Source organism: Streptomyces sp. NPDC107471 (genome assembly GCF_055582845.1).
This window is the reverse complement of record NZ_JBVJPC010000004.1, coordinates 570,113-582,803: the sequence shown is the minus strand read 5'-3', so window position 1 is coordinate 582,803 and position 12,691 is coordinate 570,113. Positions and strand designations below refer to the sequence as shown.

The following is a 12,691-nucleotide window of genomic DNA, read 5'->3' as shown; positions in this document are numbered from 1 at the left end:
AGCAACTGCCGTGGTGCGAGAGGGGATTGACGTGAGCGAGCCGTTTTCCGTGCCGGTGACCGTCCGCGGGTACGAGACGGACGTACAGGGCCACCTCAACCAGAGCGTGTACCTCAACTACGCGGAGCACGCCCGCTGGTCGCTGCTCAGGGCCGCCGGGATCACCCAGTCCGAGCTCATCGGCAGCGGGGTGGGACCGGTGGCGCTGGAGACCACCATCCGCTATCTGCGGGAGCTCCTGGCCGGTGACGAGGTGGAGGTGACCTGCGCGTTCGAGTGGGGCGAGGGCAAGACGTTCCGGATCCGGCAGACGATCCGCAAGAAGGACGGCACCGTGGCCGCCGAGATCACCGCGGTCGGCGGTCTGATGGATCTCAAGGAGCGGCGCCTGGTCGCGCACGCGGGCGAGGTCCTGAAGGGCCTGGCCACGGATCCGAGCCTGCTGTAGGTCAGGCCGCCGGTTCCGGTTCCCACCCGGCGTCGCAGTGCGCCCGAGGAGGTGCCTCGACCTGCCGTCAGGCGGCCGCGGGCGCGTCGTGGCCGGTCACGCAGTTCCCCGCGCCCCTGGGGTGGGTGCAGTCATTGTCGGCCTCAGCCGGGCCCCGCAGGGGCGCGGGGAACTGCGCGCCAGCCCCCACAGCCCACCCCCGGCCGCGACCCCTCACCCTGCGCCGAACACCCCCGTGTGGTCCCGCACCCACTCCCGGTACGTCCGCGCCGGACGGCCCAGCACCTCCGCCACGTCCCCGGTGACCACCGCGTTCCCTCCCTCGGCCACGAACCGGACGCTCCGCAGCATCCCCGCCGCCGACTCCTCGCTCCAGCCGGAGGCCACCAGCAGCTCGCGCGTCTGGGGCGGGGTCAGGTCCCGCAGTTCCACCCGACGGCCCAGCACCTCCCCCAGCACGGCCGCCTGGTCCCGGGGGCTGAGCGTCTCGGGGCCGGTCAGGGCGTACGTCCGCCCCGTGTGCCCCGCCCCGACCAGCGCCGCGACGGCGATCTCGGCGACGTCCCGCGGGTCGACGACCCCCTGCCGGCCCGAGCCCAGCATGTTCGGCACCGGCTCACCCGAGCGGAGCGCCCCCGCCCAGCTCGACGTGTTGGACGCGAAGGCCGACGGCCGCAGGATCACCCACTCCAGGCCGCTCCCCCGGACCGCATCCTCGCCGTGGCCGTGCGCGACGCCGCCCAGACCCGTCCTCGGGTCCCCCGCGCTGATCGCGGAGAGCTTCACCACGCGCCGCACCCCCGCCGCCCGGGCCGCCTCCACCATCCTTCGGTCGCTGTCGGCGTCCTCCGGTCCGAAGACACCCACGAGGAAGGCGGCGTCGGCACCCGCCATGGCCGATGCCACGGAGCCGGGGGCGCGGTGGTGCCCGCGGACCGCCTCCACTCCCGGCGGCAGCTCGGCCCGCCCCGGGTCCCGCGTGAGCGCGCGCACCTTCTCGCCGCGCTCCACCAACCGTCGTACGACATCGCTTCCGATGGTGCCCGTGGCACCCGTGACCAGGATCATGGGCTCCACGGTGGGCGCGGCACCGCCCCGGCCGATAGGAAATTCCGGCACGTTTCGCGCGACCGGACAGCCCGGCGCCACGCTTACCGTGGAGGCGTGACCGACTCCGTTTCCGAGCGAGCCCCGCGCGCCTCCGACCCACTGGGTCCGTGGATCGCCGGGATCGGGGCCCCGGCCGTGGCGGCGGATCCCCGGGAGCCGTTCGTCCGGCTGCCGGACCCCACGACCAAGGTGATCGTCCGCAGGGAGGCGCGCGGCCGGCCCACCCTGCTGGTGGCGGGGCCCCGGGTGCGCGCCACCTACCACGAGAGCAAGAGGGAGGTGTCCTGCGTGGAGGTACGGCTCGCCCCCGGCACGACCCGGCCGCTGCTGGGCGTCCCCGCGGTCGATCTGGTCGGACGGATCGTGCCGCTGGGCGCGCTGCCGGGCCCGGCCGCGCGGCGGCTGGCGTACGAGCTCGGGCGGCTGGAGCCCGAGGACCTCGCCGCCCGGCTCGCGGACGTCCTCCCGGACCGGCTGCCCACCGCAGCCGCCGGGGCGCGCGCCGAACTTCTGCGGGCCGCGGTCGCCGCACTGTCCGTCCGCCCGGGCCGCACACCCCGTCCGGTCGGCGAGGTGGCCCGTGAACTCGCCGTCAGCGAGCGCCAGTTGCGGAACCTGTTCAGTGAGGGCGTCGGGCTCTCGCCCAAGCACTACGCCCGCATCGACCGCGTCCGTGCGGTGCTCGCCCGTGCCACCGAGCTGGCCTCGGCCGAACTGGCCGCCGTCACCGGGTACTACGACCAGTCGCACATGACGTCCGACTTCCGCACCCTGATGGGCGTCCCGCCGCGCTCCTACTTCTCCGGACGGCTTCCCGCCCCTCGCGCCTGCCAGGTGATCGACAGACCGTGAACCGGCTTCACAGTGACCTGCCATCGCGCCCTCACGGCATTCCCAAGTTGCCGCGCGACCCTCAACACCCGTTCACAGCGCCCCACTTGGAGCCAACGTGGCCTTCCTGTCCAGATCTTCCGCCCGCCGCACCCTGCTGGCCGCCCTCGGAGCCGGAGTGCTGAGCTCCGGGTGGTCGTCCGCCGAGGCCGCGGACCCGGCCGGGCTCGACGACCCGGTCAAGAAGGACCTCGCGATGCGCCTGGTGTCCAGCGCGGAGAACTCCTCGCTGGACTGGGAGGCGCAGTACGCCTACATCGAGGACATCGGGGACGGCCGCGGCTACACCGCCGGCATCATCGGTTTCTGCTCCGGTACGAGCGACATGCTGGCGCTGGTCGAGCTCTACACGGACCGGGTCCCGGGCAATCCCCTGGCCCCCTATCTGCCCGCCCTGCGCGCGGTGGACGGCACCGGCTCGCACGACGGGCTGGACCCGGGCTTCCCCGCGGCCTGGCGGCAGGCGGCGAAGACCTCGCGGTTCCGCGCGGCACAGCGGGACGAGCGGGACCGCGGCTACTTCGGTCCCGCGGTCGCGCGCGCCAAGAAGGACGGCCTCGGCACGCTCGGCCAGTTCGTGTACTACGACGCGATGGTCATGCACGGCCCCGGCACCGACGCCCTGAGCTTCGGCGGCATCCGGGACCGGGCCCGCGAAGGGGCCGGCACCCCCGCCGACGGCGGCGACCAGACGAGGTATCTGCACGCCTTCCTGGACGCCCGGGTGTGGGCGATGCGGCAGGAGGCGGCGCACAGTGACGTGAGCCGGGTCGAGACCGCCCAGCGGATCTTCCTGGAGCAGGGCAATCTCGACCTGGACCCACCGCTCAGGTGGCGGGTGTACGGGGACAGTTACGAGATCGGCTGAGCGGGGACCGCCTCCATGGGGTGGGTGACGTCCTGGGCGTCCCGGCCCCGGCCGAGGTGGTTGAAGACCAGGTTCAGCGCCACCGCGGCGACGCACCCGGTCGAGATCCCCGAGTCCAGGACGATCTTCGCGGTCTCGGGGAAGGCGTGGTAGAACTCCGGCGCGGTGATCGGGATGATGCCGACGGCCAGGGACACGGCGACGATCAGGACGTTGTTGTCCTTGTCCAGGCCCGCCTTGACCAGGGTCTGGATGCCGCTGGCGGCGACCGAGCCGAACAGCACCACTCCGGCGCCGCCGAGCACCGGGCGGGGGACGACGGCGATCAGCGAGGCGGCCATGGGGCACAGGCCCATCAGCACCAGGAAGGCGCCGCCGGTGGCGACGACGTAGCGGCTGCGGATCCTCGTCATCGCGACCAGCCCGATGTTCTGGGCGAAGGCGCTGCACATGAAGCCGTTGAAGAGGGGGCTGATCGCGGAGCCGAGGGTGTCGGCGCGCAGGCCCGCCGCGATGGTCCGTTCGTCGGCCGGGCGCTCGACGATCTCGCCCAGCGCCAGCATGTCGGCGGTCGACTCGGTCATCGAGACCACCATGACGACGCACATCGACACGATCGCCGCGATCTGGAACTGCGGGGCGCCGAAGTGGAACGGCGTCGGGAAGCCGACGACCGCGGCGTCCGTGACCGGCCCGAAGTCCGTGGCCCCGAACGGGATCGCGACCACGGTGCCGGCTATGAGACCGAGCAGCACCGCGACCTGTTTCACGAAGCCCCGGGTGAAGCGGCGCAGGAGCAGCACGATCAGGAGCGTCGCCGCGGCCAGGCCCAGGTTGGTCGTCGAACCGTAGTCGTCCGCCGCCGGGTTGGGACCCTGGGCCCAACCGAAGGCGACCGGCAGGAGCGAGACGCCGATCAGGGTGATGACGGTGCCCGTGACGACCGGCGGGAAGAAGCGGATCGCCTTGCTGAAGAAGGGGGCGGCGACAAAGCCGAGGAGTCCGGCGACGATCACGGCGCCGAAGATGATCGGCAGGGCGTCGGACTTGTCGTCGGTGGAGGCGACCACCGCGGTCATGGGGGCGACACCGGCGAAGGTGACGCCGTTGACGAAGGGCAGCCGGGCGCCGATCCGCCAGATGCCGAGGGTCTGGAGGAAGGTGGCGAGGCCCGCGGTGAACAGGCAGGCACCGGTGAGGAAGGTGAGGTCGGCGGGGGAAAGGCCGATGGCCGCGCCGACGATCAGGGGCGGGGCGACGACTCCGGCGTACATGGCGGCCACGTGCTGGAGGCCGGTGGTCGCCATCTTCAGGGCGGGGAGCTTTTCGTCGACGGGGTGGACTGACACTGCGGCTCGCCTCCGGGCGGTTACACGTCGGCGTTGACGTGGGTTTCATGGAGGTGGTGCGAGTGGTCGTGCGGGACCGGGAACGGAGACCGTTCCGGGGCGCGTACGTGGTGCACGCGCCCCGGGCACGGCCGCCGAGGACACCACAGGGCGTCCACGGCTGCCGACCGGGAGCCGTCCCTCCCGGCCGGAGATCGATGCCGTACGGGACTCAGTGACCGGCGACGCGGGCCAGGCGCTGCGCCTGCTCCCGCGTCGAGCGGGCGATCCGGTCCTCGTCGACGTGCAGCAGGCGGCCGTCCTCGACGATCTGGCGGCCGTTCACGAACGAGGCCGTGACCGGTGCCGCCGCGCCGAGGACCAGTGCGGCGACCGGGTCGGCGATCGAGGCGTGGGCGAGGGTGTCGAGCTTCCAGAGCACCAGGTCGGCGAGCTTGCCCGCCTCCAGGGAGCCGGTCTCGGCCGCGCGGCCCAGCACCTGGGCGCCGCCGTACGTGCCCAGGCGCAGGGCCTGGCGGGCGTTCAGCGCCGCTTCCCGGTGCGCCCCGAGCCGGTTGATGAGCAGGGCGTTGCGCAGTTCGGTGTGGAGTTCGCCGGACTCGTTGGAGGCGGTTCCGTCGACGCCGAGGCCGACCGGGACACCGGCGGCGAGCATGTCGGGGACCCGTGCGATGCCCGCGGCCAGCCGGGCGTTGGACGAGGGGCAGTGCGCCACGCCCGTCCTCGTCCGGGCGAAGGCGGCGATGTCGGAGTCGTTCATGTGGACGCAGTGGGCCATCCACACGTCCTCGCCGAGCCAGCCGGTGGACTCGAAGTAGTCGGTGGGGCCCATGCCGAACAGTTCCTTGCAGAACTGCTCCTCCTCGACGGTCTCCGAGCCGTGGGTGTGCAGCCGTACGCCGAGACGGCGGGCCAACTCGGCGCCCTGGCGCAGGAGTTCGGTGGAGACGGAGAAGGGTGAGCAGGGCGCGACGGCGACCTGGGTCATGGCGTCGAAGGAGGAGTCGTGATGCTCCTTCACGGTCGCCTCGGTCGCGGCGAGGGCGCCTTCGAGGGTCTCCACGGCGAAGTCCGGGGGCAGGCCGCCGTCCTTCTCGCTGCGGTCCATGGAGCCGCGGGCGAGGGTGAAGCGGACGCCGGTCTCGCGGGCGGCTCGGACGATCGCGCCGGACAGGTCGCCGGAGCCGGCGGGGAAGACGTAGTGGTGGTCCATGGCGGTGGTGACGCCGCCGCGGGCCATCATGGCGAGCGAGCCCTGGGCGGCCGCGTAGACCATCTGCTCGTCGATGCGCGCCCAGGTCGGGTAGAGGGCGACGAGCCAGTCGAAGAGGTTGTGGTCGGTGGCCAGGCCCCGGGTGATCCACTGGTAGTAGTGGTGGTGGGTGTTGACCAGGCCGGGGGTCACCAGGTGGCCGGTGGCGTCGATACGGCGGTCGACGTTCTCCAGGCCCTCGGGGGCCCTGCCCGCGCCGAGCGACTCGATGCGGTTGCCGGCGATGACGACGTGTCCGCTCGGGTACTCGGTGTCATGCGCGTCCACGGTCGCGATCGAACAGTTCTCGATGACGATGCGCCGGTCTGCTGCCATGGTTCGTCCTTTGCGCTGGGGTGGAGAGGGCACGGCAGGACCCCGGGAGTTTTGAGTGCCGCGGCCGGTGAGCCCTTCCAGGCCCTTGCCGGCCGCGGGTGCCGCGACGGAGTTGCTAGAGGTTGGTGAGGTCCACCGGGATCCTCGGCTCGACGCCGTCTCGCAGGACGGTCGCCTCGATCAGGCCGTAGGGCCGGTCGGCGGCGAAGTACACCTCGTTGTCGTTCTTCAGGCCGAAGGGCTCCAGGTCGACCAGGAAGTGGTGCTTGTTGGGCAGGGAGAAGCGGACCTCGTCGATCTCGCTGCGGTTCTCGATGATCCGCGAGCCCATCTGGTACAGGGTCTGCTGGAGCGAGAGCGAGTACGTCTCGGCGAAGGCCTGGAGCATGTGCTTCTTCACCTGCTCGTAGGACTTCTCCCAGTGGGGCGCCTTCTGCTCGTCGTCGGTCCAGTTGAAGCGCCAGCGGGCGGAGACCTCGGTGGCCAGGATGCGGTCGTAGGCCTCGGTCAGGGTCGTGTACTTGTCCTTGACGTAGCCCCAGAACTCGGAGTTGGTCGAGTTCATCACCGTGAGGTCCTTGAGGCCCGAGACGACCTCCCACGACGAGCCGTCGTAGGTGATCTGGGTCAGCCGGGTCTCCTGGCCCTTGCGCACGAAGGAGTGCTTGACCTCGTCGGCGCCGATGAACTGCGAGTTGGCGTCGGAGGGCGCGATGCGCTCCCAGGTGTACTCCTCGATGCGGATGCGGGCCGTCCGGATCGGCTCCTGCGAGGTCACGAAGTGGCGGGCCAGGTGGATGCCGAACTGCTCGGCGGACTCGATGCCGTGCTCCTTGGCGAACGCGTACACCGTGTTCTTGGTGGTGTCGGTCGGCAGCACGTTGGCGTTGGAGCCGGAGTAGTGGACCTCGTCCATGTCGCCGCTCAGGGCCACGGAGACGTTGAGGTCCTTGATGTGGTGGGTGGCGCCGTCCCGCGTGATCCTGACGACTCGGTTCTCGGCCTTGCCGTACTGGTTCTGTCCAAGAATCACAGGGCGGGCCTGGTGGGGATTGACTGCCATGTCTGCTAGCTCCCTCGGTAAACGGAGTAGCCGAACGGGTTGAGCAGCAGCGGTACGTGGTAGTGCTCGCCCGGCACGACGGCGAACGTGATCGCCACCTCCGGGAAGAACGCACCGGCACCGCTGTCCCGATTCGCGGGGGCGTCCTGCTGCGCATCGGCTTGCTTCTTCAAGAAGTACGGCTCGACGGCGAAGTCGAGCCGTACGTGGGTGGTTCCCTCCGGCAGCGCCGGCAGGTCCTTGCACCGCCCGTCCGCGTCGGTCGCGGAGCCGCCGAGCGCCTGCCAGTCCGCCTGGCGGCCGGCGCGGGCCGCGAGCTGGACGGGGACGCCCTCGGCGGGGCGGCCGACGCTGGTGTCCAGGATGTGCGTGGACACGGATGCGGTGGTGCTGGTGCTCATGGTCGGGCGTCCTCTTCGACGATGCGGGCGAGCCGGATACGGTTGATCCTGCCCAGCTCGGTGCGGACGATCTCGTGTTCCCGCTCCGGTGTGTTGCCGATCCGCTCCTCGAGCGCGTCGCGCATCTGCTCGGCGCTGCGGCCGGTCGCGCAGATCAGGAAGACGTGGCCGAACCTCTCCTGGTACGCCAGGTTCAGCTCCAGCATCTGCGCCCTGAGCTCCTCGGAGGCGCCGGCCATGCCCCGCTGCTCGCGGGCGGAGGTCGGGTCGCCGGGCTTGGGCCGGCCGATCGGCGGGTGGCCGGCCATGGCCTCGGCGAGGTCGTCGGCGGTCAGCCCCGCCATGGCGGTGTCGCTGGTGGTGTAGAGGTCCTCGGCGGTCGCGTAGGGGCGGGCGGCGAGCAGACGCCGAACCCACGCCGTCGAGGCACACGCCTCGAGGAGGACGGCGTGGGCCGCGTGCTCCTCCAGGACGTTGAACCGGGCCAGGCCGGGGGACGTGGAAGTCGAAGTCACGGAGTCAGCTAACGCCCCACCGCGACATCACGTCAACACTTTGTTGAAAATTCGGGGTTACGAAACCTGACGGCTCCGGAGCCTACGCTTTGTCCCGGTTCAGGTAGTTGTACACCGTGAAGCGGCTCACTCCGAGGGCGCTCGCCACCGTCTCCACGCCGTGCCGCACGGAAAAGGCGCCGCGCGCCTCCAGTATCCGGACGACCTCCTGCTTGGCCTTGCGGTCGAGGTCGGCGAGCGGCTTGCCCTGCTTGCGCTCCATGGCGGCCAGGATGTGGTCGAGCGAGTCCGCGAGCTGCGGCAGCCGTACGGCGACCACGTCGGTGCCCGCCCAGGAGAGCACGACGTCGTCGGGGCCGGCCTCGTCCGGCGGGAGCAGCTCGCCGCCCATGGCGTCGACCAGCGGCTTGACCGCCGAGATGAAGGGCTCGTCGGCGCTCACGCGTCGCCCTCCCCGAGGACGTTCACCTGGAGGGAGATCCGGGTGGCTCCGGAGGCCAGGGTCCGGCGCAGCAGGGCGTCCACGGCGGTGAGCACCTCGTCGGCGCCGCCTTCGGCCGTGTTGCCGAACGGGCCGACGTCCACCGCGTCCAGCTCGGCCGCCTCGATGACCTCCCGGGCCACGAGCGCGTGCGCCGGGGCCTCGTCGAGATCGAAGGGCTCGGTCGTGAACTCCACTCTCAATCGCACGCGCACAACCTAACCCGCGGTGCCGTTTTCCGTCGGGCCCTCTTGACAACGCCTCCGACCCGACGGCAATCTTCCAATAAGCAGAAACTAACTTCCACATTACGGAAACGCTCGACACGGAAGGGAGCGTCCCGCGATGACAGCTTTTGGATCGAGCACAGCCGCAGAGCAGCGCTTCAACGTCAACCTGTCGATCCTCTTCACGGAACTCCCGCTCCTGGAGCGCCCCGCGGCCGCCGCCGCGGCCGGCTTCACGGCGGTCGAGCTGTGGTGGCCCTGGATCGACACCCCGACCCCCGAGCGCTCCGAGCTCGACGCCCTGAAGAAGGCGATCGAGGACGCGGGCGTCCAGCTCACGGGCCTCAACTTCTACGCCGGCCGACTGCCGGGCCCCGACCGCGGCGCCCTGTCGATCCCCGGCGAGGAGTCGGAGCGGTTCCGCGCCAACATCGACGTGGCCGCCGACTTCGCCGGATCGCTCGGCACGAAGGCGCTCAACGCCCTGTACGGCAACCGCGTCGAGGGCGTGGACCCGGCCGAGCAGGACGCGCTCGCGCTGGAGAACCTGGCCCTGGCGGCCCGCGCGGCCGACCGGATCGGCGCGATCCTGCTGATCGAGGCCCTCAACAAGCCCGAGTCCCCGCTGTACCCGCTGGTGAGCGCGCCCGCGGCGGTGGAGGTCGTGGACAAGGTCAACGACGCCACCGGCCTCGGCAACGCGAAGTTCCTCATGGACCTCTACCACCTGTCCATGAACGGCGAGGACCTGCCGGCGGTGATCGAGGAGTTCACCCCGAGAACGGGCCATGTGCAGATCGCCGACAACCCGGGCCGCGGCGCTCCGGGCACCGGCTCGCTGCCCCTCGGCGACCTCCTCGACCGACTGCGCAAGGCGGGCTACGACGGCTGGGTCGGTCTCGAGTACAAGCCGGGCGACCGCCCGAGCGCCGAGGCCTTCGACTGGCTGCCCCGCTGACCCCCCTTTTTTTCCTGAGAGGCACCCCATCATGAGCAACCTCGCGCATTCTTCCCACCCAGCCCGCCCGGCGATTGCCTGGATAGGCCTCGGCATCATGGGCTCCCCCATGTCCGAGAACCTGGTCAAGGCCGGTTACGACGTCACCGGCTTCACCCTGGAACAGGACAAGCTGGACCGGCTGGCGGCCGCCGGAGGCACCGCCGCCGGTTCCCTCGCCGAGGCCGTGCGGGACGCCGACGTGATCATCACGATGGTGCCCGCCTCCCCGCAGGTGGAGGCCATCGCGTACGGCCCCGAGGGGATCCTGGAGAACGCCCGCTCCGGCGCCCTGCTGATCGACATGTCCTCGATCACCCCGCAGACCTCCGTCGACCTGGCGAAGGCGGCGAAGGACAAGGGCATCCGCGTTCTGGACGCGCCCGTGTCCGGCGGTGAGGCCGGCGCGATCGAGGCCGTGCTGTCCATCATGGTCGGCGGTGAGCAGGCCGACTTCGACGAGGCCGAGCCGATCTTCGAGGCGCTCGGCAAGACCATCGTGCTGTGCGGTCCGCACGGCTCGGGCCAGACTGTGAAGGCCGCCAACCAGCTCATCGTCGCCGTCAACATCCAGGCGTGCGCCGAGGCCGTGGTCTTCCTGGAGAAGTCGGGCGTGGACCTCAAGGCCGCGCTGGACGTCCTGGGCGGCGGCCTCGCCGGCTCGACCGTGCTCGCGCGCAAGAAGGACAACTTCCTGCGGCGCGACTTCAAGCCGGGCTTCCGCATCGACCTGCACCACAAGGACATGGGCATCGTCACCGACGCCGCCCGCAACGTCGGCGCGGCCCTGCCCGTCGGCGCCGTGGTCGCCCAGCTCGTCGCCAGTCTGCGCGCGCAGGGCGACGGGGGCCTGGACCACTCGGCCCTGCTGCGGGCCGTGGAGCGCCTGTCCGGCGCCCAGGTCTGACCCCTCCAAGACTCCGGGCGGCGCCACCGCTGACATCTGTCCTGTCGCGCCCAGGCGGTGGCGCCGCCCGGAACCATGCCCACCCGTTCAACAGTTTGTCGAGGATTGCCCACCATGTCGAAGCGCGTGCTCACCACCGAGTCCGGCGCCCCGGTCGCCGACAACCAGAACTCCGCGTCCGCCGGTGTCGGCGGCCCGCTCCTCCTCCAGGACCAGCACCTGCTGGAGAAGCTCGCCCGCTTCAACCGTGAGCGGATCCCGGAGCGCGTGGTGCACGCCCGCGGTTCCGGCGCGTACGGCCACTTCGAGGTCACGGACGACGTCACGGGGTTCACCTGCGCCGACTTCCTCGGCTCGGTCGGCGGCCGCACCGAGGTCTTCGTGCGCTTCTCGACCGTCGCCGACTCGCTCGGGGGTGCGGACGCCGTCCGTGACCCGCGCGGCTTCGCGGTCAAGTTCTATACCGGGCAGGGCAATTACGACCTCGTCGGGAACAACACCCCGGTGTTCTTCATCAAGGACCCCATCAAGTTCCCGGACTTCATCCACTCGCAGAAGCGGGACCCGTTCACGGGACGTCAGGAGCCGGACAACGTCTGGGACTTCTGGGCGCACTCCCCCGAGGCCACGCACCAGGTGACCTGGCTGATGGGCGACCGCGGCATCCCGGCGTCGTACCGCCACATGAACGGCTACGGCTCGCACACCTACCAGTGGACGAACGCCGAGGGCGAGGCCTTCTTCGTCAAGTACCACTTCAGGACCAACCAGGGCGTCCGGTCGCTGTCGTCCGAGCAGGCCGCGGAGATCGCGGGCAGGAACCCGAACTCGCACCAGACGGACCTGCTCCAGGCGATCGAGCGGGGTGTGCACCCGTCCTGGACGCTGTACGTGCAGCTCATGCCGGTCGCGGAGGCGGCGGAGTACCGCTTCAACCCCTTCGACCTCACCAAGGTGTGGCCGCACGCCGACTTCCCGCTCCAGCGGGTGGGCCGCCTGGTCCTGGACCGCAACCCCGACAACGTCTTCGCCGAGGTCGAGCAGGCCGCGTTCTCCCCGAACAACTTCGTTCCGGGCATCGGTCCCTCGCCGGACAAGATGCTCCAGGGCCGGCTGTTCGCGTACGCCGACGCCCACCGCTACCGCCTGGGCGTCAACCACACCCTGCTCGCGGTGAACGCCCCGAGGGCGACGACCGCGCGGAACTACGGCCGGGACGGGTTCATGGCCGTCAACTCCCAGGGCCGGTACGCCAAGAACTACGAGCCCAACTCCTACGGCGGCCCGGCGGAGACCGGCCGCGCCCTGTCCGCGCCCCTGGCGGTCAGCGGCTGGACCGGCACCCACGAGGCCGCCCGGCACACCAAGGACGACGACTTCTTCCAGGCGGGCGAGCTGTACCGCCTGATGTCCGCCGACGAGAGGTCCCGCCTGGTCGCGAACATCGCCGGGGGCCTGTCCCGGGTCTCCCGCGACGACGTGATCGAGAAGAACCTGACGCACTTCCACGCCGCCGACCCGGAGTACGGGCGGCGCGTGGAGGAGGCGGTCCACGCGCTGCGCGAGGACTGAGACTCCCTGACCGCGCCCGACGCGCCCGGCGACCCGGATGAGGGGTGGTCGCCCGGCACCGGGCGCGGTCAGGGGAGGACCGCGGCGGCCAGCGAGCCAGTGCGGTGGTGAAGGCACCGGGCCCTCTTTCTTCGACCTGAGGGAAGGAGCGCGCCCCGGTTCCGTCGCGGCCGCCGCGGTCCCGGCAACATCCGCCCGACCGCGGAGCGCCGGACACGGACGAACCCGTGTCCGGCGCTCCGTCGTGTCCGGGGTGCGGAATCCGGCGCGGCGC

The 12,691-nt window shown here is 71.2% G+C and carries 14 protein-coding genes; 6 read left to right on the top strand and 8 right to left on the bottom strand.

The window, feature by feature from the left end; genetic code table 11:
* The first annotated feature begins 31 nt into the window (after positions 1-31).
* Positions 32-448 (top strand): acyl-CoA thioesterase, encoded by a 417-nt coding sequence (locus tag ACZ66S_RS16410; protein WP_469902201.1) that lies wholly within the window; start codon positions 32-34, stop codon positions 446-448.
* Between the two features lie 213 nt (positions 449-661).
* On the opposite strand, the gene ACZ66S_RS16405 is transcribed toward ACZ66S_RS16410, so the two are convergent.
* Positions 662-1,525: an NAD(P)H-binding protein gene (locus tag ACZ66S_RS16405; RefSeq protein ID WP_469902405.1), complete on the bottom strand. Its 864-nt coding sequence runs from the start codon at positions 1,523-1,525 to the stop codon at positions 662-664.
* A gap of 87 nt (positions 1,526-1,612) precedes the next feature.
* On the opposite strand from ACZ66S_RS16405, the gene ACZ66S_RS16400 reads away from it, so the two are divergent.
* Together ACZ66S_RS16400 and ACZ66S_RS16395 are read left to right on the top strand one after the other, a co-directional pair.
* Entirely contained in the window at positions 1,613-2,410 is a 798-nt protein-coding gene (locus ACZ66S_RS16400) for an AraC family transcriptional regulator (protein WP_469902200.1), read from the top strand.
* A gap of 97 nt (positions 2,411-2,507) precedes the next feature.
* Positions 2,508-3,317, top strand: coding sequence for a chitosanase (locus ACZ66S_RS16395; protein ID WP_469902199.1), 810 nt, complete (start codon positions 2,508-2,510; stop codon positions 3,315-3,317).
* Here ACZ66S_RS16395 and ACZ66S_RS16390 read toward each other — a convergent pair.
* The 7 genes from ACZ66S_RS16390 to ACZ66S_RS16360 all read right to left on the bottom strand — a co-directional run bounded on the left by ACZ66S_RS16390 (position 3,302) and on the right by ACZ66S_RS16360 (position 8,923).
* Positions 3,302-4,666: a nucleobase:cation symporter-2 family protein gene (locus ACZ66S_RS16390; RefSeq protein WP_469902198.1), complete on the bottom strand. Its 1,365-nt coding sequence runs from the start codon at positions 4,664-4,666 to the stop codon at positions 3,302-3,304. The genes ACZ66S_RS16395 and ACZ66S_RS16390 overlap by 16 nt on opposite strands.
* A gap of 211 nt (positions 4,667-4,877) precedes the next feature.
* Complete coding sequence (locus ACZ66S_RS16385; RefSeq protein ID WP_469902197.1) at positions 4,878-6,254, bottom strand: 8-oxoguanine deaminase; 1,377 nt, start codon at positions 6,252-6,254, stop codon at positions 4,878-4,880.
* Positions 6,255-6,369: 115 nt separating this feature from the next.
* A complete protein-coding gene (gene pucL, locus ACZ66S_RS16380; protein WP_469902196.1) occupies positions 6,370-7,317 on the bottom strand; it encodes a factor-independent urate hydroxylase in 948 nt (315 codons plus the stop codon).
* 5 nt (positions 7,318-7,322) lie between these two features.
* The gene (uraH, locus tag ACZ66S_RS16375; RefSeq protein WP_365458265.1) at positions 7,323-7,718 is read right to left on the bottom strand and encodes a hydroxyisourate hydrolase; all 396 of its coding nucleotides are present in this window, start codon (positions 7,716-7,718) and stop codon (positions 7,323-7,325) included.
* Positions 7,715-8,233, bottom strand: a complete 519-nt coding sequence (uraD, locus tag ACZ66S_RS16370) for a 2-oxo-4-hydroxy-4-carboxy-5-ureidoimidazoline decarboxylase (RefSeq protein WP_469902195.1) — start codon at positions 8,231-8,233, stop codon at positions 7,715-7,717. The genes uraH and uraD overlap by 4 nt, the downstream gene beginning before the upstream one ends.
* 82 nt (positions 8,234-8,315) lie before the next feature.
* A complete protein-coding gene (locus tag ACZ66S_RS16365) occupies positions 8,316-8,624 on the bottom strand; it encodes a helix-turn-helix domain-containing protein (RefSeq protein ID WP_469902404.1) in 309 nt (102 codons plus the stop codon).
* A gap of 47 nt (positions 8,625-8,671) precedes the next feature.
* Positions 8,672-8,923, bottom strand: coding sequence for a YkoF family thiamine-binding protein (locus tag ACZ66S_RS16360; RefSeq protein WP_359427472.1), 252 nt, complete (start codon positions 8,921-8,923; stop codon positions 8,672-8,674).
* A 136-nt stretch (positions 8,924-9,059) separates the two neighbouring features.
* On the opposite strand from ACZ66S_RS16360, the gene ACZ66S_RS16355 reads away from it, so the two are divergent.
* The 3 genes from ACZ66S_RS16355 (at position 9,060) to ACZ66S_RS16345 (ending at position 12,417) form a co-directional block, all read left to right on the top strand.
* Positions 9,060-9,899 carry a TIM barrel protein gene (locus tag ACZ66S_RS16355; RefSeq protein ID WP_469902194.1) on the top strand — a complete coding sequence of 280 codons (840 nt, stop codon included), beginning with the start codon at positions 9,060-9,062 and terminating at the stop codon, positions 9,897-9,899.
* A 31-nt stretch (positions 9,900-9,930) separates the two neighbouring features.
* The gene (locus ACZ66S_RS16350; RefSeq protein ID WP_469902193.1) at positions 9,931-10,845 is read left to right on the top strand and encodes a 2-hydroxy-3-oxopropionate reductase; all 915 of its coding nucleotides are present in this window, start codon (positions 9,931-9,933) and stop codon (positions 10,843-10,845) included.
* Between the two features lie 114 nt (positions 10,846-10,959).
* Positions 10,960-12,417, top strand: coding sequence for a catalase (locus ACZ66S_RS16345; RefSeq protein WP_469902192.1), 1,458 nt, complete (start codon positions 10,960-10,962; stop codon positions 12,415-12,417).
* Positions 12,418-12,691: the final 274 nt, after the last annotated feature.

What these genes read in the sequence shown, in the direction of transcription:
- ACZ66S_RS16385 (WP_469902197.1), bottom strand. Translation starts at nt 6,254, where the DNA reads ATGGCAGCAGACCGGCGCATCGTCATCGAGAACTGTTCGATCGCGACC.
- pucL (WP_469902196.1), bottom strand. Translation starts at nt 7,317, where the DNA reads ATGGCAGTCAATCCCCACCAGGCCCGCCCTGTGATTCTTGGACAGAAC.
- uraH (WP_365458265.1), bottom strand. Translation starts at nt 7,718, where the DNA reads ATGAGCACCAGCACCACCGCATCCGTGTCCACGCACATCCTGGACACC.
- ACZ66S_RS16365 (WP_469902404.1), bottom strand. Translation starts at nt 8,624, where the DNA reads ATGGGCGGCGAGCTGCTCCCGCCGGACGAGGCCGGCCCCGACGACGTC.
- ACZ66S_RS16355 (WP_469902194.1), top strand. Translation starts at nt 9,060, where the DNA reads ATGACAGCTTTTGGATCGAGCACAGCCGCAGAGCAGCGCTTCAACGTC.
- ACZ66S_RS16350 (WP_469902193.1), top strand. Translation starts at nt 9,931, where the DNA reads ATGAGCAACCTCGCGCATTCTTCCCACCCAGCCCGCCCGGCGATTGCC.
- ACZ66S_RS16345 (WP_469902192.1), top strand. Translation starts at nt 10,960, where the DNA reads ATGTCGAAGCGCGTGCTCACCACCGAGTCCGGCGCCCCGGTCGCCGAC.